Below are 23,142 nucleotides of genomic sequence, written 5' to 3' on the forward strand. Positions count from 1 at the left end.
AAGGGGGTTGGTCACGCCGCCCGCCGTTCGCTAGCTTCCCTGACGTGCGCACCGAGACCTTCACCGACCGGTTCACCGTCGCGGCGGCACCGGACCGGGTGCACGCCCACCTGGCCGACCCGACCAACCACGTCGGGCTGTCGCCGCTGATCGTCGCGGTGCGTGACATCGAGTCGAGCACCGACGCCGACGGCCACCCCGTGCTGCGGTACGTCGCGGTGGAGCGGTTCAAGATCGTCGGACCGCTGCGGTACGACAACATCCTGCACGTCCGACAGACCGAGACCGATCCGGGCCGCCGGCTCGTGATGCAGGTACGCAGCCCGGCGCGGGTGTCGGTGCGGTTCGTGATGGAGACTGAGCCCGACGGCACCGGATCGGCGGTCACCGTCACTGTGAGTCTCACCATGCCGACCCTGCTGCGCTCCTATGTGGTGCGCACGGCCAGACGGGTGCAGATGTTCCGGGCCCGTACCCTGGCCGAAAGGATGAGCGGCTGACCCCGGCGTAGTCGATCGACGAGACTTTTTCCGCACGACATGCTGTCCGAAAGCGGTCGAGCAGTCGCGTGCGGTCGACAAGGCGGTCTAACCTGCAGCCGCGAGTAGCGGCGGAGGAGCAGGCACAGTGACGGTCGTCGAGACCAGGATGAGCGTGTGGGAGGCCCTGGCCGGCCGGGCACCGGGCCAGCCGGTCGCCCCGGCCGACGCAGGCCTGTGGGACGCCGTCGTCGAACGGCTCAACCCGGCCCGGGCCCGGCCGGTGCTGCGGTCCGGCATCGAGCACGTCGAGCTGACCTCGGTACGCGGGATGCCGTACGTGATGCTCCGCTCGCCGGACGGTCGCGGTGGTGCCTGCTACCTGCGGCTGGCCCCGGACGAGTGGCGGCTCGCCCAGCTGATGGACGGCAGCCGTACGGTGGCCCGGCTGGTCGCCGAGTTCGCCCGGATCGCCGGCCGGCTCGCCCCCGACCAGGTCACCCGGGTCGTCGCCGACCTGGCCGGCAACCGGATGCTCGCCGAGTTGCCGGTCGACGCGTTCCGACCGCTGGCCCGGGTGCACCGCCGGCCGTGGCCGCTGCGGTTCGGTCGTACCCTGCTGGCCGTGGCGCAGGGCCGGCGTACCGTGCTGGCCGACGTCGACCCGCTGGTCGGCGCCCTCTACCGGGGCGGCGGCCGGTTCCTGTTCACCCGGCTGGCGGCGGTGCTGCTGGCCGTCGTCGCGCTGGTCGGGTTCGCCGCGTTCTGCTGGACCTGGTGGCGCGGCGAGCAGGCGGTCTTCCTCACCGGCGGGTCGTACGCGGCCGGCGCGGCGGTGCTGCTCGGGTTGAACGTCGTCGCCCTCGCCTGCCACGAACTCGGCCACGCCCTGGCCACCAAACACGCCGGCCGCCGGGTGCCGGCCGCCGGATTCCTCATCTACTTCGGCATCCCGTCGGTCTTCGTCGACACCACCGACGTCTGGCTGGCCGGCCGCCGGCAACGGCTGATCACCACCGCCGCCGGGCCGGCCGCCGGGCTGGTGCTGGCCGGCGTCGCCGGCATCGTCGGGCTGATCTTCCCGGCCGCCGCGCCGTGGACGTTCAAACTCGCCTTCGCCTGGTATCTGAACGCCCTGTTCAACCTCAACCCGTTTCTTGCCCTCGACGGCTACTACCTGTTGATGGACTGGCTGGAGATCCCGAACCTGCGCACCCGTGGCCTGGCCTACGTCGTCGGCCGGCTGCGCCGGCGCGGCCCGCGCTGGTCGGCGCTGGACCGGGAGGGCCGGCTGGTCGCCCTGTACGGGATGCTCGCCGTGCTCTGGGTGGTGATCGCGGTCAACCTGTTCTGGCGGATCTGGACCGACCGGGTCGCCGGCCTGGCCCTCGGCCTGTGGCGGTCCGGCTTGCCGGCCCGGCTGCTGCTCGCCGCGGTGGTCGCCGGTCTGGCCGCCCCGCTGGTCTACCTGGCGGCCGGCTGGCTGGCCCGGCGCTGGCGGCGGCTGCGCGGCGCGTTCGCCGAGCGGCGGCACGCCAGCGACACCCCACGGCGGCTGGACGCGCTGCGCGCCAGCGCGCTGCGGACGCTGCCGGCCAGCGCGTTGAACCGGCTCGCCGCCCAGGCGCGCTGGGTGCACCCGCGTACCGGTCAGCAGCTCGTCGCCGCCGGCGCCGCCCAGCCGGCGGTCTACGTCGTGGTCGACGGCGCGGTGGAGGGCCGCGCGCCCGGCGATCCGGCCGGCACGGTCCGGCAGCGGCTCGGACCGGGCGGTCTGGTCGGCCTGGCCAGCGCCCTGACCGGTACGCCGGCCACGCTCACCTGGCGTACCGCCGGTACGACGCTGTTGGCGCTGCCGCCGACGGCGGTCGCCACGGTCGTCGGCCCGCTGCCCGGTCCGCCGCCGGCCGATCGGTCCGCCGCCGAGTCGCTGTTCGCCGAGACCCCCGCGCTGTCCGGGCTGACCCCGGAGGACCGGCTGGGACTGGTGTCCCGGGCCCGGCCGGTGTCGTTGCCGCCCGGCGCGCCGGTCCGGCTGTCCGGCCCGTACGACGCGGTGGTCCTCGAATCGGGCGTGATCGCCCTGATGGACGGCCTCGAACTGCGCCGAGGCACGATGATCGGCCCGGTCGGCGCCGACCCGCCGGACGTGGTCGCGACCACCCGTACGCAGACCCGGCTGTGGCAGTTGCCGGCCGTCGCCGGGCTGCCGATGCTGCTCGGCGCGGCACCGTCGCAGGTGGCCGAGGCCGCCGCGGCGACGGTACGCGGAGGTCCGCCGACCAGCGGCGTGCATCCGCCCGCCGACTATCCGCCGCTGGCCGCCCCGCCCGGCCCGCCACCACCGGGGGACGCCGACGACCGGGTGGACCGCCGGTTCGAGCGCCGGCTGTGGTGGCTGGTGCTGCTCCTGCTGCTGTTCGCGTTGCTGATCAGCGGCGGCAACCTGATGCCCGGACCGGCCTGGGCGGAAATGCCGGCCGACCGGGCGCTGCTGCGGGCCGAGCGGGGCACCGTCGAGGTACGCACCGCCGGTGGGCGGCTGCTGACGTTGCGCGACGGTGCGGCGGCGTACGTCGCCGAGGGGGACCGGATCGAGGTCGCCGACCGGTCGGCCGGTGAACTCGTCTTCCGTGGCGGGGCCGCCACGGTGCTCTGCGCCTGGGTCGAAGCCGAGGTGGGGGCGCTGCGGAGCGTCGGCACCCGGCCGGTCGCGCCCAGCGGGGAGCTGACCCTGGACCGGGGCCGGATCCTGGCCGACACCGCCAGCGTCTCCGGTGCCTTCCGACCATTGGCGATGACCGTGATCAGCCAGGATGCCGTACTCGCCAACCGGGGTGAGGCCTGGTTCGCGGTGAACGCCGGAACGGCCCGGGTGTCGCTCGGCGAGGTGCGGCGCAACGGGGTGTCCCTGCGGGCCACCGGGGAGCAGCTCGGCTGCGGTGACGGCCGGGTGGTCGACCCGCCCGGCGGTACGCCGAGCGCTCCCGCGCCGGGCGCCACGAGTGGATCACCGACCGTGCAGAGCCCGTCGCCGGATCTCTCCGCGACCAGCCAGCCGACGCCGGCCCCGGCGCCGAACCCCGGCGTGACTCGCCAGCCGCAGCCGCAGCCGACCACCCCGGCCACGCCGCCGAGCCCGCCCGGCCCGCCGCCGACCAGCGCCCCGCCGCCGACCACGGCAGCGCCGACGACCGATCCGCCGACGTCGTCGCCGACCAGAACGCCGCCGCCGACCAGCGAACCACCGCCGACCACCGAGCCGCCCCCGAACGAGCCCCCGACCATTTTCTGGGAGATCCAGCCGCAGGGCCGGATCACCCAGCTGGTCAACAACGAACCCTGCAGCGATCACCCGACCAGCGTGCGCTGGATGGTGGTGGTCTCCGACGACGCACCCGACGGGCTGACCGTCGTCGCGCGGCAGAGCGGACCAGTGGAGAAGACGGAGACCTTCAGCGGCGCCGGGACACACAGCGGCTCCATCGGTCCGGTGGCCAGCCGGCAGGGCGCCGGAGGGATCGTGACGATCACGGTCACCGTCACGGACAGCGGAGGACTCAGCCGCCAGGTGGAGAGCAAGGTAGAGGTCGTCGACTGCGGGAATGAACCCGGCGTTGTGACGTAGAGATCGATCCGAGCGGAGATACAGGTGCTTTGTTGGTTCTGCCCGAAGGCGGCCCGGGGTGGTTGCCGGTTCTGCGGCCGAGGCGTGTGTGAGGACCACGCCCGTTTCGGGCCGTACCTGCTGGAGGTGCACCGGTCGGAGCGCCGGGGCCGGGCGGAGGGGTTGGTCGTCGAGGACGCGTTGCAGTGCGGCACCTGCCGGCCCAGGCCGCAGCCCGTACCGATGCCGGAGCTGGACTGACGGCGGACCGTCCGGTCACCGGTGGCCCGCGCCGGCCGCTGCCGGGCTCGTGGCGGATGGCCGTCGCGGACTACCCTGGAGCGACATCGACGAGGGGAACGGCGATGAGTGACTTCGACACCGTGCTCGAACGCCTGCTGACCGACCCTGGCTTCGCCGCCGGGCTGGCCGCCGACCCGACGACGGCGCTTGCTGGCTATCAGCTCACCGCAGAGGAGCAGGAGCTGCTGCAGACCCAGATGGGCGGTGCCGCGACCGGCCCGACAGCGGCGGTGGAGACGCGGGCGAACCAGTCCAGCGCGTTCGGGCTGCTGAGCCCGTTGACCGGGATGATGGGCGGCTTCGGCGACATCGGCGCGGCGGCCGGTGCCGTCGACGAGGCTCTCGGCTCTGCCGGTGCGCAGAGCGGCTTCGGTTCGGCTGGAGCGCAGAGTGGTTTCGGCTCCGCCGGGTCCGGCGGTGGGCTCGGTTCGGCCGGTGCGCAGAGCGGCTTCGGCCCGGCCGAAGCGGACAGCGGTTTCGGGGCCCGGCCGGACGCGGTCGGCCCGTCGGCGCCGGAGCGGCCCGCCGGATTCGGCCCGGCGCCCCAGCAGGTCGAGCCGGCGGTGCCGGAGGACTACCGGACCCGGGTGGACGTCGACGGCGACGGCGAGTGGGACCGGCACATGGTCCGGGGCCGAGCGGACGGCGGGGTGGACATCCTGGTCGACCGGGATGGCGACGGCCGGGTCGACTTTGTCGGCCGCGACGACGACGCCGACGGTCTGGTCGACTCCGCGGCGTACGACACCGACGGTGACGGGTTCTTCGAACAGACCCACTACGACGACGACGGCGACGGGTGGCTCGACCGCAGCGTCACCAACCAGCCGCCGAGCACCGAGCCGCCCCCGGTCGGTGGTGGGTTGATCGGCGACAACCTGCGGCTCCCGGAGGAACTGGGCTGACCTTCCCGGCGGCGGCCGCCAGCAGCGGTGCCGACGACCGCTCACCGGCGGGCGTGGGCCGTCCGCCGACAGGGACTGGCGCCGATGGCCGCCGGGCCTGACGATGGGGTCAGGAGGTGATCGCGTGGTCGCCATCGCCACCGACCGACTGACGAAGGTCTTCGACGACGGCACCGTCGCAGTCGACGGGGTGAGTCTCGCGGTCCCGTCCGGCCAGTTCCTGGTGCTGCTCGGGCCGACCGGATGCGGCAAGTCGACGATCCTGCGGCTGGTCGCCGGGCTGGAAACGCCGACGTCCGGGCACGTGCTGATCGACGACCGGGTGGTGGACGGCTGGTCGGCGCAGCGACGACAGGTGTCCATGGTGTTCCAGGACTACGCGCTGTACCCGCATCTGACGGTCGCCCAGAACATCGCCTTTCCGCTGCGTATGGGTCACGGCCCGGCGGTGGAACAGCGGATCCGGCAGGTGGCCGCCGAGCTGGGCATCGCCGAGCATCTGCACCGGCAGCCCGCCGTGCTGTCCGGTGGGCAACGTCAGCGGGTCGCCATGGCCCGGGCCATCGTGCGCCAGCCGAAGGCGTTCCTGCTGGACGAACCGCTGTCCAACCTGGATGCCGGGCTGCGGGCCGAGTTGCGTGCCGATGTGACGGCGCTGGCCCGCCGGCACGGGGTGACCACCGTCTACGTGACCCACGACCAGACCGAGGCGCTGACCATGGCGGACCAGCTCGCGGTGCTCCGCAAGGGCCGGCTGCAGCAGATCGGGCCGCCGGAGCAGGTGTACGGTGACCCGGCGAACCTGTTCGTCGCGGCGTTCCTCGGCACCCCACGGACCAGTCTGCTGCAGGGGGCGGTCTACGCCGAGCCGGACCGGGTGGTGATCGACCTCGGTTCGCAGGTGCTGGAGTTGCCGGTGGGTGACGCCCGGGTGGCCCGGCTGGCCGAGCACCACACCGAGCGGGTCACCGTGGCGTTGCGGGCCGACGCGCTGTACCCCGTACCGCCGACCGGCGCTGACCCGGCGCGGCCCGCCGGCCCGGACCCGGCCGGGTCCGACCGGATGCTGTCGGTCACCCTGCGCGGCACAGTCCGGGCGGTGGAGAACCTCGGCCACGAGGCACTGGTCTGGGTGGACACCGGCGGCCTGCCCACCTCCCCGGCCGAGTCGCAACTGGATCTGCCGGATCCGCAGACCCACCTGGCCGAGCTGCTGGCCGAGGATCCGCCGCCCCGGCACCAGCTGCGGAAGACCATCGCCCGGATGATCCCGCAGCAGCGCCGTCCGGACCCGCCGGCGACCGCTCGGACCCGGTACGGCTTCTACCCGGTGTACGAGCCGGATCCGTCCGACCCACCGGACGGTGACGGTGACGTCGTGGTTCGGGTGCCGGCGACGGCACCGCCGCAGCCCGGCGAGACGATGACCATGGCGCTGGACCTGGACCGGCTGCTGCTGTTCGACCGGTCCGGGCACCGCATCCGCCTGCACTGACGCGCCTGTACCGCGACCCGGTTGGTGCCGTGGCGGCCGGCGGTCAGACGGCGGCACCGGCCAACTGGTCCAGTGCCGAGTCCAGCTCGTCGGCGTACGCGTAGGTGATCGCGCCTTCGTCGGCGCGGATCCGCACCTTGCGGCGCAGCTGGTCGACGTCCCGGTCGATGTCGGCGGTGCCACTGGTCAACGAGGTCCGCAGGTTGCGGACCAGGTTCTGCAGGTCGAGGCCGGCGTCGCGGCGGATCGCGCCGTCCGCCAGCCCGTCGTCGATCACCTGACCGAGCAGAGTGATCGCCTCGTCGACGGTCGGAACGACCGGCCCGGTCGGTGCCGGTGCGGTGTCGGTCGCCGCAGGGGTCGGCGCGGCACCGGTGGCGGGCGCGTCGGTGGGCGGTGCGTCCGCCGACGGCCCCGGCTGGGTCGGCTGTGCCGGCGGGGCGGGATCGGCGGGCGTACCGGTGGACTGCGGTTGCCCGGCGGGCGGCGGATGGTCGCTGCCCGGCCGCCGCAGCACCTCGGGCTGCAGCAGCAGGATCACGGCGACCGCTACGGCGCCGACCACCAGTAGCGTGGCGACCCTGGAATCGAGCCGGCCGAACCACCGTCGACCGTCGACAGCCGGCGGCCCGGCGTCGGCGGCCGGTATTGCGGGGTCGGGGGCGGGTATTCCGGGGCCGGGGTCCGGCGGCCCGGCGTCGGCGGCCGGTGTTTCGGCGTCGGCGGACGGCGCAGCGTCGGACCCGGCCATCGTCGGCAGGGTCATCGTCGGCGCGAGCATGGTCGCCGCCTGCGGATCGGCCGGTAGCAACTGGTCCCGCAGCGCGGCGCCGACCTGGTGCGCGGTGGGGCGGCTCAGCGGGTCCCGGGACAGGCAGCGCAGGCAGATCTCGGCGACCGGGGTGGGCAGTCCGGGCACCGTCAGCGGCGGGATCTCCTGATCGAGTGCGCGGTGCAGGTCGTCCCACGTGTCGGCGGGGTACGGCACCCGGCCGGTGAGGGTCTCGTAGAGCAGGACGCCGAGCGAGTAGACGTCGGTGGCGGGCTGTGCCGGTCGGCCGTCGAGGCGTTCCGGCGCCACGTACGCCGGGGTGCCGAAGGTCTCGCCCTCCTCGTCCTCGTCGGGGGCGCCGATCTGGGTGGCGATACCGAAGTCGAGCACCTTGGCGCCGATCGAGGTCATCATGATGTTCGCCGGGGTGACGTCGCGGTGCACGATGCCCAACCGGTGCGCGGCGGCCAGTGCCTCGGCTACCTGGGCGCAGGTCTCCACCGCCGCCGGCCAGGTCAGCGGGCCGGCGGTGAGCCGGGCGTCCAGCTCCTCGCCGGACAGCAGCTCCATCACCACGAACGCGGTGACGGTGCCGTCCGGTGCGACCGCCTCGCCGTAGTCGTGCACCGCGGTCACGTGTGGATGGATCAGCTGGGCGGCGGACCGTGCCTCCTCCCGCACCATGGTGCGGAACCGCGCGTCGGCGGCCAACGACGCGGCGAGCACCTTGACCGCGACCACTCGGTCGAGCACCTCGTCGCGGGCGCGCCAGATGACCGACATGCCGCCGGCACCGATCCGGTCGATGAGACGGTATCTGCGGGCGAGCAGTTCGCCCGCTTGCAGCGATGCCATCGTTGTCGCACCTGCCTGGGGAGTGGAGGTCGTATCAGGCTGCGCGAATTGGCACGTCCTGTCAACGGCACGTTAAACAGGCGAACATTTATCATTTAACCCGACATAGGTCAGGATTGCCGATGAGCCGGTAATACCGACCGAGCCCCGGCGGTGAGCCGACCCCGACCGGCGGCGATCGGGCCCGTGCCAGGATGAACGCCATGGTCAACGGTCCGGTCGCCTTCGTACTGGGCGGCGGCGGGGTGCTCGGCGCGGTCGAGGTCGGCATGCTGCGCGCCCTGTTCCGCTCCGGCATCGAGCCCGATCTCGTCGTCGGCACCTCGATCGGCGCCGTCAACGGCGTACTGGTCGCCGCCGACCCCTCCGAGGCGGTCACCCTGCGGCTGGTCCGGCTCTGGGCCTCCCCGGAGGCCAGCGAGGTGTACGGCGACTCGATGGCCCGCCAACTGCGCCGGTTCGCCGCCCGTACCCACCTGCACTCGCCACGGCCACTGCGCCGGCTGCTGGAGGCCGAACTGGGCGACACCACCACCTTCGCCGACCTGGCCGTGCCGTTCCACTGCTGTGCCGCCAGCATCGAACGCGCCGCCGAACACTGGTTCGACACCGGCCCGGTGGTGCCGGCAGTGCTCGCCTCGGCCGCGGTGCCCGGCCTGCTGCCCCCGGCCGAGATCGACGGTGAGCACTTCATCGACGGCGGGATCGTCAACTCGATCCCGATCGGCAAGGCCGTCGAAGCCGGGGCGAAGCGCGTCTTCGTGCTCCAGGTCGGCCGGATCGAGCGGCCACTCAGTGCGCCCCGGCGGCCCTGGGAGGTCGCCCAGGTCGCCTTCGAGATCGCCCGCCGGCACCGGTTCGCCCGGGAACTGGCGGCGCTCGGTCACGATGTGGAGGTGCACGTACTGCCGACCGGTGGGGGAGAGACACGTGACGACACACCCTGGGCGTACCGGGACATGACTGCTGTCGGCCGACGGATCAGCCGCGCCTACACCGCCTCCCGGCGCTACCTCAAGACCAACGTGGCCGGCTGCTGATGCCGCTGCCACCCCGCTGGGTACGCCGGACACTGCTCGCCCCGGCGGTACCGCTGCTTGCCGCAGCGGTGCTCACCACGCTGCCGTTCTGGATCTTCCTGGCCGCCGCCGCCTCGCTGCTGGTGCCCGGCCGGCTGCGGGTGTTGCGACTGTTCTGGGTCGCCGTGGTCTATCTGCTGTGGGACACCGCCGCTCTGATCGCCCTATTCGGACTCTGGCTGGCCTCCGGCTGCGGCTGGAAGATCCGCAGCCCGGCCTTTCAACGCGCCCACTATGTGCTGACCGGTTGGTTCCTGACGTTCTTCTTCTGGCATGCCCGCTGGGCGTTACGGCTGAGTATCGACGTGGTCGGCACCGATCCGGACACCGCGCTGCCCGGCCGTCCCGAGTTGGTGGTGTCCCGGCACGCCGGCCCGGGCGACTCGTTCATCCTGATCCACGGCTTGGTCAACTGGTTCGACCGGGAGCCGCGGATCGTGCTCAAGGAGACCCTGCAGTGGGATCCGGCGATCGACGTGCTGCTCAACCGGCTGCCCAACCGGTTCATCGCCCCTGGTGACCGGCGCGCCGAGCCGGTCGAGACCCAGATCGCGCATCTGGCGACCGGGCTGGACGCCAACGACGCGTTCGTCATCTTCCCCGAGGGCGGCAACTTCACCCCGGGCCGGCGCAGCCGGGCGATCGAGCGGCTGCACGCGTTGGGACTGCACGGGATGGCGGCCCGCGCCGAGTCGATGCGGCACGTTCTGGCACCGCGCCCCGGCGGCCTGCTCGCCGCGCTGGACGCGGCCCCGGACGCGGGCGTCATCTTCGTCGCGCACACCGGTCTGGACCGGATGCTGACCGGCGCCGACGTGTGGCGGGAACTGCCGATGGACAAACGGATCGTGATGCGGTTCTGGTCGGTGCCGCCCGAGGAGATCCCGGCCGGCCGTGACGAACGCATCGAGTGGCTCTACGACTGGTGGGCGCGGATCGATTTGTGGATCGAGAAGAACCGCTCGGACACCTTGAGGGCGTAGGGTTCGCCCTGTGGATCAAATCTCCGTTGTGACGACGGTGGTGGATGCCCGTTCGGTCGCCGAGGTGCTTGCCGCATCCGCGGTGGCCGGCCGGTTCGCCGCCTGCGCCCAGATCGGTGGTCCGGTGGCCAGCACCTACTGGTGGGAAGGCCGGGTGGAGACCACGAAGGAGTGGTCTGTGCAGTTCAAGACCGCCACCGACCGTAGCGACCCACTGGTCACCTATCTGCGCACCGCGCACCCCTACGACGTACCCGAGATCCTGGTTGCCGTCATCGAAGCCGGCAATCCCGATTACGCCCGGTGGGTGTACGACCACACCCGTCCCTGAGTCGTTCCTCAGTCGTCCATTCGTGGTCGGCTGGTCCTGAACCGTCCGTACCCGAGTCGTCCGCTCGGTCGGACTGAGTACCCGCACTCTGTCGGTCACCCGGCCGGGCGACGACGATGCGGTCATGAGCAGTACCGCGAAAGCCCACTACCCGTGCCCAGCCTGCGGCACGCCGGCGAGCCTCGCCGCCGGCTGCCCGGGCTGCGGCCGGGGGCCCGACCCGGTCGCCGCCGAGGTGATCCGGCTCGACGGCGAGATAGCCGGGCTGGCCGCCCGCGTCGAACAGGCCAGGTCCGCGTGGGCCACGCTGAGTGGGCAGTTGCACGCCGCGCAGGTCCGCCGGCAGCAGTTGGCGGTCCAGGTGCAGGCAGCGGTACGGGCGACGACCGTCCCACCGGCCCGACCGGCCGCCGCGCCGGCCGCCGCGCCGGCCGCCGCACCAGCCGCCGCACCGGCCGCCGCGCCAGCCGGCCCGCCACCCCGGCCGGAGACCTCAACCCGTACCGTGCAGACCATCCTCTTCGTCCTTGGTGGACTGCTACTCGGCACCGCCGCGATCGTCTTCACCGCGGTCGCCTGGGCCAGCGTCGGCGTCGGCGGCCGGGCCGCGATCCTGGCCGGCGTCACCGCCGTACTGCTCGCCCTGCCGCCGCTGGCCACCTGGCGCGGCCTGCGCGGCACCGCCGAGACGTTCGCCGCGCTCGGCCTGCTGCTGGTGTTGCTGGACGGCTACGCCGCCCGCTACGTCGACCTGTTCGGCGCCGCCGACCTGCCCGCCGCCCGGTACGCCGCCGTGACCTTCGCGGTCACCGGACTGGTCGCCGCCGGCTACCACCTGATCACCGGACTGGCCGCGGCCCGCTTCGCCGCCCTGCTCGCCGCGCAACCCGTGCTGCCGCTGCTCGCCGTCGACCTGCGCGCCGACGCCGCCGGCACCACCCTGCTGCTGCTCGGCACCGCCCTGGGCACCCTGGCGATGATCGCGCTCACTCCGCCGGCCCGGCTGGCGCTGCGGATCACCGGCTGGGTGGCCGTCGGCCTGGCGCTGACCGCCGCCGGGATCGCCGCCCTGGCCGCCGTCATCCTCGGCCACCCGTCCGGCGCTCCCGCCCTGGCCGGGTTGCCGCTACTGGCGGTCGCCGCCGTGCTGGTCGTCGCCGGCCGGCTCACCGGCGTACCGGCGCTGCTGGCGATCAGCCTGGCCGGGCTGGCGCCGGCGGTGACCATCGCCGTGGTCCGGGCCGGCACCGAACCGGCACCGTCGCGGGCTCTGGCCATCGTCGCCGGCACCACCGTCGGGCTCGCCCTTGCCGGCCGTTACCTGCGTGGCCGGCTGCCGGCGGTGGTCCGTACCGGGCCGTGGGCGGGTGCGCTGCTGGTGACCGGGCTGCTCGGGGTCGGCGTACTGCTGACCGCTCTGGCCGTCGCCGTCGAAGCCATCGCGGCGGCCCGCCCGCTGTGGCGGGCCGGCGCCGGCCCGGTCGACGCGCCCGGCGACTGGCAGTTGCCGTTCGCCGTCGTCGCGGTCACCGGCGCGCTGATCCTGCTGCTGCCCCGGGCGGTCCGGCCGGTGCTGCTCACCGTCGGCGCCGCCACCGGGCTGCTGACCGTACCGGCGGCGATCCCGGTGCCGTGGTGGGCGGTCGCCGCCGCCGGCCTGGCCGGTGGGGCGGTGGCGGCGGTACGGGCCGCCCGGTCCCGGCATGCCGTCGTCGCGTTGCCCAGCGCGGCCGTCGCCGCCCTGCTGACCGGCCACGCGCTGCTGGTCAGCGCCGGCCGACCGGCCGTTGCCACGACCGCCGTCGCGGTCGTCGTCGGCACGGCGCTCGCCGTCGCCGCCGTCGCCCGCCGCGCCGTGCGACGACCCGAAGCCCGCTGGTGGCAGGCCCCGATCGGCGGCCTCGGCGTCGCCGTCGCGGTGGCCGGCTGGCCCGCCCTCGTCGCGCTCGCCGTGCACACCCTCGACACGTCGACGGGCTGGCCGGCCCGCGCCGGAGCGGCCGCCGCCATCGGGCTGCCGGTCGCGCTGGTCGCGCTCCGCCGCTGGTGGCCCGGATACCTCTGGTACGCCGGGGCGGCGCTGCCGGTCACCGTCGTCGGCACCCTCGTCGCCCCGACCGTCGGCACCGTGCCGTACGCGCCGGGGGAGTCCACCGGCGGGTACGTCGCCGCGGCGGCGCTGCTGCTGGCCGTCGCCGCGACCCTCGTCCCCCGTGGCGTGCTGCGGTTGCTGCTCACCGGCGCCGCCGCGGCGCTGGCGCTGCCGGCGGCAGTCAGCACCCTGCCGGTGCTGGCGTCGCTGCTGCTCACCCCGTACCGCTGGCTGGACGCCAGCTGGGCCGGCGTACCGGCCGGGACCGGACTCAGCCCGACGCTGCCGGTGTCGGTCCCCGCCGCCGGGGCAGTCACCCTGGCCGTGCTCGCCGCCGCCGTCACCGTGGCCGCCGTGGCCGGGCACCGGGCGCGGTACGCGGTGCTGGCCGGCGGCCCGGTCGCCTTCGTCGCCATGCTGGCCGCCCTGGCCAGCGCCGGTACGCCGTGGCCGGTGGTGCCGGCACTCAGCCTCGCCGCCGGACTCGCCGGGCTGGTGGTCGCCGCCCGGTCCACCGCCGCACCGCAGATGGCGGTCACCATGCTGGTCGGCGCCCCGCTGACCGGGGCCGGGTTGGCCGGTCTGCTGCCCACCCGGGTCAGCACCCTGACCGCGTTGGCCACCGTGGTGGCGTGCGCCGCCGGAATCGGCGCGGCGGGTCGCCGTACCCCGGTGCGGGTGGCTGCCGGGGTCGTCGCTGTGGTCGCCGGCGGTGTTCTCGCCGCGACCGCGGTGCGCGCCGCCGACCTGCCGGTCCGGGTCGGTGGGTACGCGGTCCTCGCCGTCGCCGCGCTGGCCCTGGCCGTCGGTGCGGTACTGACCCTCCGGTCAGCCACCGGGGGCGTACGGGGGCGGGCCGAGTCGATCGGAGTCGAAGTGGCCGGGCACGCCGCCGCTGGCGCGGCCCTGCTGATGACGGTCGGCTCGGCCCGGTACGCCGCTGGGGTCTGCACCCTGTGGGGCGTCGTGCTGGGCGCCCGGGCCCTGCTGGCGACCACCCACCCGGTGCCGCAGCCCGGGGGATGGCTGGCCGTGCCGCACCAGCCGTGGGCGCTGGCCATGACGGCGCTGGCCAGCGAGATCGTCGCCTGGTGGCTGCTGCTGAGCAGTGCGCAGGTGGCGCTGACCGAGGCGTACACGCTGCCGCTGGCCCTGGCCGCGCTCGGCGTCGGCTGGCTGACTCTGCGCGCCCACCCGCAGCGTTCCAGTTGGCTCGGGTACGCCCCCGGCCTGGCCGCCGCCCTGCTGCCCAGCCTCGGCTCGGTGCTGGTCGCCGACGGTCAGCCGGTGCGTCGGCTCCTGCTCGGGGCCGGGGCGGTGGCGGCGGTGCTGCTCGGTGCGGCGCACCGCCGGCAGGCCCCAGTCATGATCGGCGGTGCGGTGCTGGCGGTCCTCGCGGTGCGGGAACTCGTCGCCGTCTGGGACCTGCTGCCCCGGTGGAGCTTCCTGGCCGTCGGCGGCCTGGCGTTGATCACTCTGGCGGTCACCTACGAGCGCCGTCGCCGGGACCTGCGCAGACTGCGTACTGTTGTCGGCCGGATGACCTGACCGGGAGGGGGCTAGCGTCACCCGGGTTCCGGGGGCAGACAGGATTACCCTGCGCCACGGATGCCCGCAGACTGGAAACGCCGTCGGTCCTGCAAGCCCTGGTCCTGCAAGCCCCGGCACCAGCCACCCCGGCACCAGCTACCACCCCTGGCACGGCCACAATTTTCTGGCACGGCAACCACCCCGGTACCGCCACCCCCGAATCGCCGGCCCACGGGCCGGGTTAGCCACGGAAGGCATTCGATGACTGCTGCCGCACCCACCCGTACCAGCCCCCGCCCGCGGGGCAGCGACTACGCCGACCTGTCGCGGCGGGTGAGTCAGGTCGGGCTGCTGGACCGCCGACCAGCCTGGTACGCCGCCCGGATCGTGCTGACCGTCGGGGCCTACCTGGCCGGCTGGGCGGTGCTGCTGGTCGGCGGGGACAGTTGGTGGCAGCTGCTGACCGCCGTCGGGTTGGCGGTCGCCGCCACCCAGGTGGCGTTCCTCGGCCATGACGCCGGACACCGGCAGATGTTCCGCACCCGTCGGGCCAGTGAGACCGCCGGCCTGCTGCTCGGCAATCTCGGGGTCGGGCTCGGCTACGGCTGGTGGATGGACAAGCACACCCGGCACCACGCCAACCCGAACCACGTAGACGACGACCCGGATGTCGGAGCCGGAGCGCTGGTGTGGACCGAGGAGCAGGCCGCCGCGACCCGGGGCTTCGGCCGCTGGCTGGCCCGCCGGCAGGCGTACCTGTTCTTCCCGATGCTGCTGCTCGAAGGCCTGTCGCTGCGGGTGGCCAGCATCCAGGCGGTGATCAACGGCCCGGTGAAGCGGCGCGCCGTGGAGGGGGCGCTGCTGGCGGTGCACACCGCCGCGTACCTCGGGATCGTCTTCGCGGTGCTGTCGCCGGTGCGGGCGGTGGCCTTCATCGTGCTGCACCAGGCGCTGTGGGGTCTCTACATGGGGTGCGCGTTCGCGCCGAACCACAAGGGGATGCCGATGTTCGGCCCGGACGACGACCTGGACTTCCTGCGCAAGCAGGTGCTGACCTCCCGCAACGTGCGCGGCGGCTGGTTCGTCGACCTGCTGCTCGGTGGGCTCAACTACCAGATCGAGCACCACCTGTTCCCCAGCATGCCGCGGCCGCATCTGCGGTACGCCCAACCGATCGTGCGCGGCTACTGCCAGGAACGCGACCTGCCGTACACCGAGGCCGGGCTGATCGACTCGTACGCCGAGGCGCTGCGCCACCTGCACTCTGTCGGCCAGCCGCTGCGCTGAGTCGGCCGGCTGCCGCCGCTGCGTTGAGTCGGCCGGCTGCCGCCGCTGCGTTGAGTCGGCCGGCTGCCGCCGCTGCGTTGAGTCGGCCGGCTGCCGCCGCTGACCCACCCGGCTCCGCTCCCCGCCGTACCCATGATCAGTTGATGAAAATTCGGTCTGCTGCCGGCGTGTCGCCCAGCTCAGCATCAAGTGATCATGATGACCGCTGGGTAGCAAGCGCGGGGCCACCCCAGTGGGTGGCCCCGCACCGTCGGTCGGCCTAGCGCTGCCTGCCGGTCGGCCTAGCGCTGCCTGTCGATCAGACGTCGAACAGGTCCAGCATGTCGTCCGACATGTCGATGATCTCGCCGTCCGGCTTCTCGACGGTCACCGGCTCGCCGAAGTTGGCGTACCCGATGGTGATGGTGCCGGAGGTGGCCGACACGCTCTCCAGGTCGATGACCATCTCGACCAGCCGGCCCTCGGCGTCGAGCGTCGCGGTGAACGGCACCGCCTTGGCGGCGTCACCCAGATCGGCGAGCATCTCCTCGTCGGCGCCCGGCGACTGGGTCATGTCGATCGAGCCGGCGATCTCGGTGTCGGTGGACCACTCGGCCTCGGCGACGCTGCCGATCAGCTCGGCCGGGTCACCGGTCGGCATCATGCTGAAGCCGGCACCGGCAGGAAGCTTCGAGGTGTCCGACTTCATCCACACGTCGGCGAGCTCGTCCATGTCCGTGCCGCCGAGCTGCATGTAGATGTCGGTGCCGAGCTGGCGAAGAACGATCTTCACCGTGTCGCCGTCGGCACCCATGTTGATCTCGATGTTCGACTTGTCACCGGCGGGGTCGACGTCGCCGACGACCTCCATCAGGACGCCGTCGGTCTCGGTGCCCAGGCTCATGGTGAGCCGGGCGCTCTCCTCGGTGCTCTTCCCAGTGGCGGCGGCGATCGCCTCCGTGGCGTCACCCCGGTTGTCGGCGGCACCGGCCTCGGCGCTGCTGCCGGTCGCGGGTGCGTCGGTGTCAGCCGTGCCGCCGCAGCCGGAGACCGCGAGCGAGAGCGCGGCGACGACGCCGATTCCGGCATGCGTCAACCGTCGAATGTGCATGGAAATGTTCCGTCCCCTCGTGAATGCAGCCGGCGGGAGAACGCCACGACGGTGGCGTCTTCGACGTTGTGCCGTACCACTGCGGTAGGGCTTCCGCCGGCTGATGCCGCGCCAGCCTACCGGTCGGGTCCGGTCCGGGGTGGACCGCTGGCGAGCGGTGCGCGGTCCGGTGTGATCGGTGCGCGGCCCGGTGCCGGTCGGTGCGCGGTCCGGTGCCGGTCGGGTCACTCGTCGAGCGCGGCTACCATCGCCTCCGGCATCGGCACGATCTCGCCATAGGTGGGGGCCTCGATGGTCTCGGCCCGGCCGAAGTTGCCGAGGCGCAGCCAGATCGTCGGCACCTCAGGCAGCTGCTGCTCGTCGCCGAGAGACAGGTCGACGAGCCGGCGCTCCCTGTCGATGGCGGCGGTGAACGGCACGGCGCGGATCATGTCACCCAGCTCACCGGAGTCGCCGAGGTCACCGGAGTTGCCGAGGTTGGGCAGGGCCACAGAGGACCATCCGGTCAGGTCGACGGTGCCGGCGATCACGTTCTCCCCGGTCCACTCGGCAGCGGTGACGCCGCGGAGCAGACCGTCCGCGCCGATCAGGTCACCCCTGGCCATCGTGTCGAGGGTGCCCCCGGGTGGTAGGTTCGCCCGCTCGGTGTGGAACCAGACTCCGGCCTGCTCTCCGCTGCCGCTCATCAGGTAGAAGTCTTCTTCCAGCAGGATCATGGTGATCATTACCGTGGACCCGTCCTCCTGGAAGTAGGACTCGACCTTGATCCGTTGGTTCTCCGGGTCGATCTCGGCGTGCGCCTCGGTCGTCTCGCCGGACCGGCCGGACATGACGAACCGCACCCTGGCGGGCTGCTCCTGGGCCTTGCCGATCGCGGCGGCCAGCGCCTGCGTGGCGTCGCCGTGGTCGTCAGCCCGGTCGTCGGCGGAGCTGGCCGAGGCTGTGGCCGTCGGGTCCGGGTCGGTGGCGGGGCCCGACCGGCCACACCCGGTGACGATGAGGGCGAGTGAAACAACAAGCCCGCCGACAATTGCAGTGGTTTGCCTCGTTTGTGGCATTTATGCCTTCTCAAACAGGAATGACTGATGCCGAGACAACCTACTCGCCGCGACCCGCGTGCCGATCAGCTGGGCGAGACAGACGGTAAGGTCACCGCATGGCAGAGGTGCTGGACACCGCACAGGTGCAGGCCGCGCTCGCGGAGCTGACGGACTGGGTGGGCGACCCCGAGGCGATCGCCCGTACCGTTTCGTTGGCGACCTTTCCCGACGCGGTCGCCGTGGTGACCCGGGTGGCGATCACCGCCGAGGAGATGGACCACCACCCGGACATCGACATCCGGTGGCGGACCCTGACCTTCCGGTGCCGCACCCACTCGGCCGGCGGCACCACCGCCCTGGACATCGAGTTGGCCCGCCGCATCGACGAGATCGTCGCGGCGCAGGGCTGACGGGGGAGCGGACACGGTGACATTCCAGACCGGGAGAGGTACGCGGTGGGATTCCTGACCGGGGGAGGTACGCGGTGAGATTTGAGGTCAGCAAGGTGCTCGACGCGATCGAGCGCCGACTCAGCACCGATCCGGCGACCGCACGCGCCGTCGTGGACCTGGCCGAGGTCGTCCGGTACGTCGACTTCGACAACGGCCGACCGGCCAACATGCTGCGCCTCGGGCAGCTGATCGACGCCCTCGGCCGCAGCGTCGCCGAGGAGAACGTCCCGGTGTACGTGGTCGTGCACCGCGGCCTGCTCTCCGACGCCGACCTGACCTCCAACGAACGGATGGTCGCCCGCCGGTGGTCCGACGACGGCCTGGTGGAGGTGCTCGCCGACCCCGCCGACCGGCTGCTGGAGGTCGCTGAACTGCTCGGCCTGCCGGTGCTCAGCCGCCACCGGTTCGACGGCATGCGCGGGCGTTACCAGTGGCTCAATCAGCCTGGCCGGCTGCTCGCCCCGCTGCCCGGCCACGGCGGCCCGGCGCTGACCGCCCGCGCCGGCGGCGGCAACACACCGGCGACCGCTGAACCGTCGCCGGCCGGTGCCCAGCTGCTGGCCCGGCTGTGGAGCTGCCCCGACCCGGAGTGCGCGCTGTTCGGCCGGATGCGGGTCGGCCGCCCCGGCGGGCAGCCGCCGCCGACGCTGCGTACCGGCCAGCCGACCTGCCCCCGGCACGGGGAACGGCTCACCGAGACGGGTGCCCGCCCGCCGGCCGAGGTGCTGTCGATCCGGATCGACGGCATGGTCCGGCAGCGGTTCGTCGTCTCCGCCGACCACCCGATGGTGGTCGGCCGGGCACCCGAACGCGGCGAAGGCATCATGCTCGGCCAGTGGCTCACCGAGGAGGCGCGGCGCTGGATCAGCCGCAGCCACGTCCGGTTCGAGCTGCACGGCAGGGACCTCGTCGTGCAGGACGTCAGCACCAACGGCACCGGCGTACGGCCGGGTGGCTCGCCTGACGACGACGAACGCCGCACCATCAAACGCCAGGCCCGGCCGCTGCAGGCCACCGACGTCGTCGAGCTCTACCCGGGGGTGCACATCGCCCGGTCGAAGGTCTGGGCCACCGGTGGCGTGGCGAACCCGACGTCGGTGATGGCAGACGCGCCGACCATGGCGCTGCGAATGATGGACCGCCCCTGACCCCTGTCTCGCTCAGCCGAGGTGGTCGGCCGGGGACGTCTGTAGCAGCCAGGCCAGCGGCATCTTGGCGCTCTCCTGGTAGGTGCCGTGCGCGGCGAGCCGGTGCAGGGTGACGGTCTGCGCGCCGTCTCGGTCGACCACCCAGTACTGGGGGATGCCCGCCGAGGCGTACTCGCGGACTTTTGTCACCGCGTCGATGCCTTCCGAACCGGGCGAGACGATCTCGATCACGAGCACGATGTCTGCCACCGCTGACCAGACGCTCCTGGGCGGAGGCTTTTGCCAGACGCTGATGTCCGGGATCCTGCCCCCGTCGCCGTCTGGCCCGGGGATCCGGACCCCAGCCGCCTGAAGAACCTGCTCTGCCGGCCAACCCGCCATGATGAACCAGGCGCACAGCCGGCTGGCGGTCATCGCGTGCGCGGAGTCGAGCGGTACGGCCGGCGTGTGTTCAGTGCTCATGAGGCTGATTGTCGTAGGTCTCGCCGTTGACGGGGCGGGGGCGCTCGACGACACCGGGGCGGGTCAGCGCGCTCTTGTAGACCGCGATCGCCACCATCCGGCCGTCCCGGCCATTGGCGACGACGGTGCCGATGAGACCGACGACCTGCGACTGCTCCTGGTCGAGCCCGTAGCGGATGTCGGCGACCCGGACGATCATCGACCGGTCGGCGTACACCCAGTCGGCCTTGCCGAGGCGCAGCGTGTCGCCGACACGGAGCAGTTCGTTACGCGACATCGTCACCATCCCCATTCCCATCGGCTTCGTCGTCGGGGGTCACCGGAGGCCACAGGCCGGCGAAATAGAGTACGGCCATCACCCGTCGGGCCTTTCCCGGATCGTGCCGGCGCAGCACCGCGAGCGCCTTCGTGAACGGCTCGCAGAGCGCGGCGGAATTGCACACCCGGCATTCGGCGAGTCGGCTCGGCAGATGGGTGCTGACGATCTCCCGCGCCCGCCGTACCACCGGGTGATCAACTGACAGGCGGACGCTGTTCGGCAGTGGCGGCCGGTTCGGCGTCGGATCATGATCCTTTTTCCCGCCGGGTGGCGTGCCGATCGAGGTGTAGCGGGCGAGGCGGGGTGTGCCGCCGATTCCGTCGTTGCGCAACACGTGATCTCCCTTGCCGTCGTCGAAGCGCCTGTGGCGATTTCCACCCTGGACTGTGCGACCTCGACACGGAATACTCAGTTCACCGATTGCCGTGCGTCAGTCATTCCAGCGCGTACCAGTGGATTCCAATGGAGGCCAGGAGATGAGTGAACTTCAGGATCTGTTGCGCAGTGAGCGCCTCAAGCGCAATCTGACCCAGGCCCAGGTGGGTGAGGCCATCCGGGTCAGCAATTCCCTCATCGGCGCGTTCGAGACCGGCAAGTCGATCCCGCTGCCGGACACCGCCGTCGACCTCGACCGCATCTACGAGACCGGCAACCAGATCCAGCGGCTGTCCCGGACCGCCCGGGAGGACGCGCAGGCCCTGTGGCTGCGCTCCTGGCTGGAGAGTGAGCGCCGGGCGCTGGTGCTGCGCTCGTTCCAGCCACTGGTGATCCCGGGGCTGCTGCAGACCGAGGCGTACGCCCGCGCGGTCCTCGCCGCCGGCACCCGCACCCGGCGGCGGCTCGACGAGGCGCTCGCCGTTCGACTGGAACGCCAGTCGGCCACGCTGGACCGCGACGAGGACATCCAGTTCACCTCGATCATCGCCGAGGCGGTGCTGCGCGTGACCGGCGCGTTCATGAAGGACCAGTTGGAGCACCTGGTCGACATCGGCCACCGTCCGGATGTGCAGATCCGGGTGCTCCCCGCCGATGTCGGCATGCACGTCGGGCTGGCCGGCGCGTTCGTCATCGCCTGCCTCCCCAACGACCGACGGATCGGCTACCTCGACGACCATCTCGGTGGCCGGATCGTCACCGAGGCTCAGGACGTGCTCGACCTGGAACAGTCGTGGGATGCTGTGTCGGGACTGGCGCTCACCGTCAGCCAGAGCCGCGATCTGATCGTGAGGATGATCGATGAACACGAGTGAGCCGATCTGGCGCAAGTCCAGCCGCAGCAGCCCGAACGGTGGCGACTGCGTGGAGGTCGCCGACAATCTGCCGGGCCGGGTGCTGGTCCGGGATTCGAAGGACCGGGCCGGTGGCACCCTGGCCTTCGCGTCGGCCGCCTGGTCCGTCTTCGTCGCCCACACCCCGTCAGCCGTACGCTGACCCACCCCCACCGCCGCCCCACCCAGCCCACGGGCATGTGCACTCCGCCGACCGGCTCGCCCTCATCTCATCAGCGGGCGAGCCGGTCGGACACCATCGAGTGCCCGGTGGCGGGACAATGCTGGTGTGGCAGCGTGTGCTGACGGCGCGTTGGCGGTGAGCCGAGCGCGCCGTCGTTATGATTCGTCGTAGTCGACGATGTGTTGGCCAGGATCGGGGACTGGGACGTGGACGAGTTCAGCAGGGCGGGGCGAGGCGCGCCAAGCGGGTCGCGTTACGCCGACCAGCGTCCGTACGTGGTCAGCGACCACCTCGACGATCTGCATGGGCCGGTCAGTGGGCAGATTACGTTGAGTAAGAGCCTCGACTGGTCGGGGCGAGCGCGGTACGACCTCACCAACCCTCGCCGGCTCGCCAGCATGTACGAGACAGTGCTCCGCGAAGCCACGACAGTGGATGACCTTATTCAATGGTTGGACGGCCCGACGCTGGTCCGCCTCTGGCCTACGCTGGTCCTGCCTCCACAGGTCCGGCAGGCGTGGGAGTCCAAGCACCAGGTTCTCGCGCATGCCCGGCAGGCCGCCGCGTAGTGCCGCACGAGACTCACCCACTCCATCGACAACTGGCTGAAATCGGTCTGCGGGCGGGCGGACCCTTCGGCTTCGCGTTGGCCGGCGGCCATGCTGTGGCAGCGCATGGGATCCTCGATCGGCCGAGTGAAGACGTCGATCTCTTTTCCGACTGGCAGCGTCGCGCCGACTTTCCCCAAGCTGTTGACGTCCTCATCGCTGCCTACGAAGCCGAAGGATTCAACGTCACCGTCGATCTTCGGCTGGACACTTTCGCTCGACTGCACATCAGTCACGGCGATTCCCCAGGCGAGCAGCACCGCGTCGAACTTGTCGCGAACTGGCGCGCGCAACCGCCCGTCGAGATGCAGATCGGCCCGGTGCTCCACCCTGACGATGTGATGGCAGGCAAGATGGACGCGCTCTACAACCGCGCGGCAGCACGCGACTTCCTCGACATCGACGCCGCCGTAACACGTGGCCGGTACACCCATGACAAGCTCTGCGCGCTCGCCGCAGACGCAGATGCTGGCTTCGACCAGCAGCTCTTCGCGCAGATGCTCGGCTCGATCGCTCGGTTCGATGACCAGGACTTCATCGACTACGGGCTCGACGCCAACGATGTGGCCGCATTGCGTGACCGGTTCAGCACCTGGCAGGCTCGGATCCGGGCCCAGCTCTCCGGAGTCGCACCGCGATCTGAACGTGAGGATGATCGATGAACGCGAGTGAGCCGATCTGGCGCAAGTCGAGCCGCAGCAGCCCGAACGGCGGCAACTGCGTGGAGGTCGCCGACAACCTGCCGGGCCGGGTGCTGGTGCGCGACTCCAAGGACCGGGCCGGTGGCACCTTGGCCTTCGCGCCGGCCGCCTGGTCCGCCTTCGTCGCCCACACCCCGTCAGCCGTACGCTGA

General features: G+C 72.4%; 23 protein-coding genes. 17 read left to right on the forward strand and 6 right to left on the reverse strand.

Features of this window, described 5'->3' with window-relative positions; all coding sequences use genetic code 11:
• The first annotated feature begins 44 nt into the window (after nt 1–44).
• The 5 genes from O7629_RS02955 (at nt 45) to O7629_RS02975 (ending at nt 6,789) form a co-directional block, all read left to right on the forward strand.
• Nucleotides 45–500, forward strand: a complete 456-nt coding sequence (locus O7629_RS02955) for an SRPBCC family protein (RefSeq protein WP_278167336.1) — start codon at nt 45–47, stop codon at nt 498–500.
• Between the two features lie 127 nt (nt 501–627).
• Nucleotides 628–4,107 (forward strand): cyclic nucleotide-binding protein, encoded by a 3,480-nt coding sequence (locus O7629_RS02960; protein WP_278167337.1) that lies wholly within the window; start codon nt 628–630, stop codon nt 4,105–4,107.
• Nucleotides 4,108–4,191: 84 nt separating this feature from the next.
• A complete protein-coding gene (locus tag O7629_RS02965; protein ID WP_233606460.1) occupies nt 4,192–4,347 on the forward strand; it encodes a hypothetical protein in 156 nt (51 codons plus the stop codon).
• 104 nt (nt 4,348–4,451) lie between these two features.
• Entirely contained in the window at nt 4,452–5,294 is an 843-nt protein-coding gene (locus O7629_RS02970) for a hypothetical protein (RefSeq protein ID WP_278167338.1), read from the forward strand.
• 124 nt (nt 5,295–5,418) lie between these two features.
• Complete coding sequence (locus O7629_RS02975; protein WP_278167339.1) at nt 5,419–6,789, forward strand: ABC transporter ATP-binding protein; 1,371 nt, start codon at nt 5,419–5,421, stop codon at nt 6,787–6,789.
• Nucleotides 6,790–6,832: 43 nt separating this feature from the next.
• Here O7629_RS02975 and O7629_RS02980 read toward each other — a convergent pair whose 3' ends face one another.
• Complete coding sequence (locus O7629_RS02980) at nt 6,833–8,416, reverse strand: serine/threonine-protein kinase (protein WP_278167340.1); 1,584 nt, start codon at nt 8,414–8,416, stop codon at nt 6,833–6,835.
• Between the two features lie 203 nt (nt 8,417–8,619).
• Here O7629_RS02980 and O7629_RS02985 point away from each other — a divergent pair, with 203 nt between their 5' ends.
• The 5 genes from O7629_RS02985 (at nt 8,620) to O7629_RS03005 (ending at nt 15,718) form a co-directional block, all read left to right on the forward strand.
• Nucleotides 8,620–9,456, forward strand: a complete 837-nt coding sequence (locus O7629_RS02985; protein WP_123607137.1) for a patatin-like phospholipase family protein — start codon at nt 8,620–8,622, stop codon at nt 9,454–9,456.
• On the forward strand, nt 9,456–10,478 hold the full coding sequence (locus O7629_RS02990; protein WP_278167341.1) for a 1-acyl-sn-glycerol-3-phosphate acyltransferase: 1,023 nt from the start codon (nt 9,456–9,458) through the stop codon (nt 10,476–10,478). Before O7629_RS02985 ends, O7629_RS02990 begins: the two co-directional genes overlap by 1 nt.
• Nucleotides 10,479–10,488: 10 nt before the next feature.
• On the forward strand, nt 10,489–10,809 hold the full coding sequence (cutA, locus tag O7629_RS02995; RefSeq protein WP_123605207.1) for a divalent-cation tolerance protein CutA: 321 nt from the start codon (nt 10,489–10,491) through the stop codon (nt 10,807–10,809).
• Between the two features lie 124 nt (nt 10,810–10,933).
• Nucleotides 10,934–14,449, forward strand: coding sequence for a hypothetical protein (locus tag O7629_RS03000; protein WP_278167343.1), 3,516 nt, complete (start codon nt 10,934–10,936; stop codon nt 14,447–14,449).
• A gap of 243 nt (nt 14,450–14,692) precedes the next feature.
• Nucleotides 14,693–15,718 (forward strand): acyl-CoA desaturase, encoded by a 1,026-nt coding sequence (locus tag O7629_RS03005; RefSeq protein WP_278167345.1) that lies wholly within the window; start codon nt 14,693–14,695, stop codon nt 15,716–15,718.
• 298 nt (nt 15,719–16,016) lie between these two features.
• On the opposite strand, the gene O7629_RS03010 is transcribed toward O7629_RS03005, so the two are convergent.
• Together O7629_RS03010 and O7629_RS03015 are read right to left on the reverse strand one after the other, a co-directional pair.
• Complete coding sequence (locus O7629_RS03010; RefSeq protein ID WP_278167346.1) at nt 16,017–16,793, reverse strand: hypothetical protein; 777 nt, start codon at nt 16,791–16,793, stop codon at nt 16,017–16,019.
• 239 nt (nt 16,794–17,032) lie between these two features.
• Nucleotides 17,033–17,866: a hypothetical protein gene (locus tag O7629_RS03015; protein ID WP_278167348.1), complete on the reverse strand. Its 834-nt coding sequence runs from the start codon at nt 17,864–17,866 to the stop codon at nt 17,033–17,035.
• Nucleotides 17,867–17,964: 98 nt separating this feature from the next.
• Between O7629_RS03015 and O7629_RS03020 the strand changes: the two genes are divergently transcribed.
• Complete coding sequence (locus O7629_RS03020; RefSeq protein WP_278167350.1) at nt 17,965–18,258, forward strand: 4a-hydroxytetrahydrobiopterin dehydratase; 294 nt, start codon at nt 17,965–17,967, stop codon at nt 18,256–18,258.
• A gap of 74 nt (nt 18,259–18,332) precedes the next feature.
• Entirely contained in the window at nt 18,333–19,448 is a 1,116-nt protein-coding gene (locus O7629_RS03025) for an FHA domain-containing protein (RefSeq protein WP_278167351.1), read from the forward strand.
• A gap of 12 nt (nt 19,449–19,460) precedes the next feature.
• Here the strand turns inward: O7629_RS03025 and O7629_RS03030 are convergent, their stop codons facing one another.
• The 3 genes from O7629_RS03030 to O7629_RS03040 are packed head-to-tail and all read right to left on the reverse strand — an operon-like array spanning nt 19,461 to nt 20,563.
• Entirely contained in the window at nt 19,461–19,910 is a 450-nt protein-coding gene (locus O7629_RS03030) for a Uma2 family endonuclease (protein WP_278167353.1), read from the reverse strand.
• Nucleotides 19,900–20,187: a hypothetical protein gene (locus tag O7629_RS03035; protein WP_278167355.1), complete on the reverse strand. Its 288-nt coding sequence runs from the start codon at nt 20,185–20,187 to the stop codon at nt 19,900–19,902. The genes O7629_RS03030 and O7629_RS03035 overlap by 11 nt, the downstream gene beginning before the upstream one ends.
• A complete protein-coding gene (locus O7629_RS03040) occupies nt 20,177–20,563 on the reverse strand; it encodes a hypothetical protein (protein WP_278167357.1) in 387 nt (128 codons plus the stop codon). The genes O7629_RS03035 and O7629_RS03040 overlap by 11 nt, the downstream gene beginning before the upstream one ends.
• Before the next feature lie 142 nt (nt 20,564–20,705).
• On the opposite strand from O7629_RS03040, the gene O7629_RS03045 reads away from it, so the two are divergent.
• The 5 genes from O7629_RS03045 to O7629_RS03065 all read left to right on the forward strand — a co-directional run bounded on the left by O7629_RS03045 (nt 20,706) and on the right by O7629_RS03065 (nt 23,142).
• Entirely contained in the window at nt 20,706–21,479 is a 774-nt protein-coding gene (locus O7629_RS03045; RefSeq protein ID WP_278167358.1) for a helix-turn-helix transcriptional regulator, read from the forward strand.
• Nucleotides 21,466–21,660, forward strand: a complete 195-nt coding sequence (locus tag O7629_RS03050) for a DUF397 domain-containing protein (RefSeq protein ID WP_278167360.1) — start codon at nt 21,466–21,468, stop codon at nt 21,658–21,660. Before O7629_RS03045 ends, O7629_RS03050 begins: the two co-directional genes overlap by 14 nt.
• A gap of 227 nt (nt 21,661–21,887) precedes the next feature.
• A complete protein-coding gene (locus O7629_RS03055) occupies nt 21,888–22,250 on the forward strand; it encodes a hypothetical protein (RefSeq protein ID WP_278167362.1) in 363 nt (120 codons plus the stop codon).
• Nucleotides 22,250–22,951, forward strand: coding sequence for a nucleotidyl transferase AbiEii/AbiGii toxin family protein (locus O7629_RS03060; protein WP_278167364.1), 702 nt, complete (start codon nt 22,250–22,252; stop codon nt 22,949–22,951). The genes O7629_RS03055 and O7629_RS03060 overlap by 1 nt, the downstream gene beginning before the upstream one ends.
• Entirely contained in the window at nt 22,948–23,142 is a 195-nt protein-coding gene (locus O7629_RS03065; RefSeq protein ID WP_278167365.1) for a DUF397 domain-containing protein, read from the forward strand. Before O7629_RS03060 ends, O7629_RS03065 begins: the two co-directional genes overlap by 4 nt.

The organism is Solwaraspora sp. WMMD792, from assembly GCF_029626105.1.
Lineage (GTDB): Bacteria > Actinomycetota > Actinomycetes > Mycobacteriales > Micromonosporaceae > Micromonospora_E.

Bases quoted from the DNA above. Each gene is read 5' to 3' on its own strand.
- O7629_RS02970 (WP_278167338.1), top strand. From the start codon at position 4,452: ATGAGTGACTTCGACACCGTGCTCGAACGCCTGCTGACCGACCCTGGC.
- O7629_RS03015 (WP_278167348.1), bottom strand. From the start codon at position 17,866: ATGCCACAAACGAGGCAAACCACTGCAATTGTCGGCGGGCTTGTTGTT.
- O7629_RS03065 (WP_278167365.1), top strand. From the start codon at position 22,948: ATGAACGCGAGTGAGCCGATCTGGCGCAAGTCGAGCCGCAGCAGCCCG.
- O7629_RS03000 (WP_278167343.1), top strand. From the start codon at position 10,934: ATGAGCAGTACCGCGAAAGCCCACTACCCGTGCCCAGCCTGCGGCACG.
- O7629_RS03005 (WP_278167345.1), top strand. From the start codon at position 14,693: ATGACTGCTGCCGCACCCACCCGTACCAGCCCCCGCCCGCGGGGCAGC.
- O7629_RS03035 (WP_278167355.1), bottom strand. From the start codon at position 20,187: ATGTCGCGTAACGAACTGCTCCGTGTCGGCGACACGCTGCGCCTCGGC.
- O7629_RS02990 (WP_278167341.1), top strand. From the start codon at position 9,456: ATGCCGCTGCCACCCCGCTGGGTACGCCGGACACTGCTCGCCCCGGCG.
- O7629_RS03030 (WP_278167353.1), bottom strand. From the start codon at position 19,910: ATGAGCACTGAACACACGCCGGCCGTACCGCTCGACTCCGCGCACGCG.
- O7629_RS03045 (WP_278167358.1), top strand. From the start codon at position 20,706: ATGAGTGAACTTCAGGATCTGTTGCGCAGTGAGCGCCTCAAGCGCAAT.
- O7629_RS03020 (WP_278167350.1), top strand. From the start codon at position 17,965: ATGGCAGAGGTGCTGGACACCGCACAGGTGCAGGCCGCGCTCGCGGAG.
- O7629_RS03050 (WP_278167360.1), top strand. From the start codon at position 21,466: ATGAACACGAGTGAGCCGATCTGGCGCAAGTCCAGCCGCAGCAGCCCG.
- O7629_RS02985 (WP_123607137.1), top strand. From the start codon at position 8,620: ATGGTCAACGGTCCGGTCGCCTTCGTACTGGGCGGCGGCGGGGTGCTC.
- O7629_RS02980 (WP_278167340.1), bottom strand. From the start codon at position 8,416: ATGGCATCGCTGCAAGCGGGCGAACTGCTCGCCCGCAGATACCGTCTC.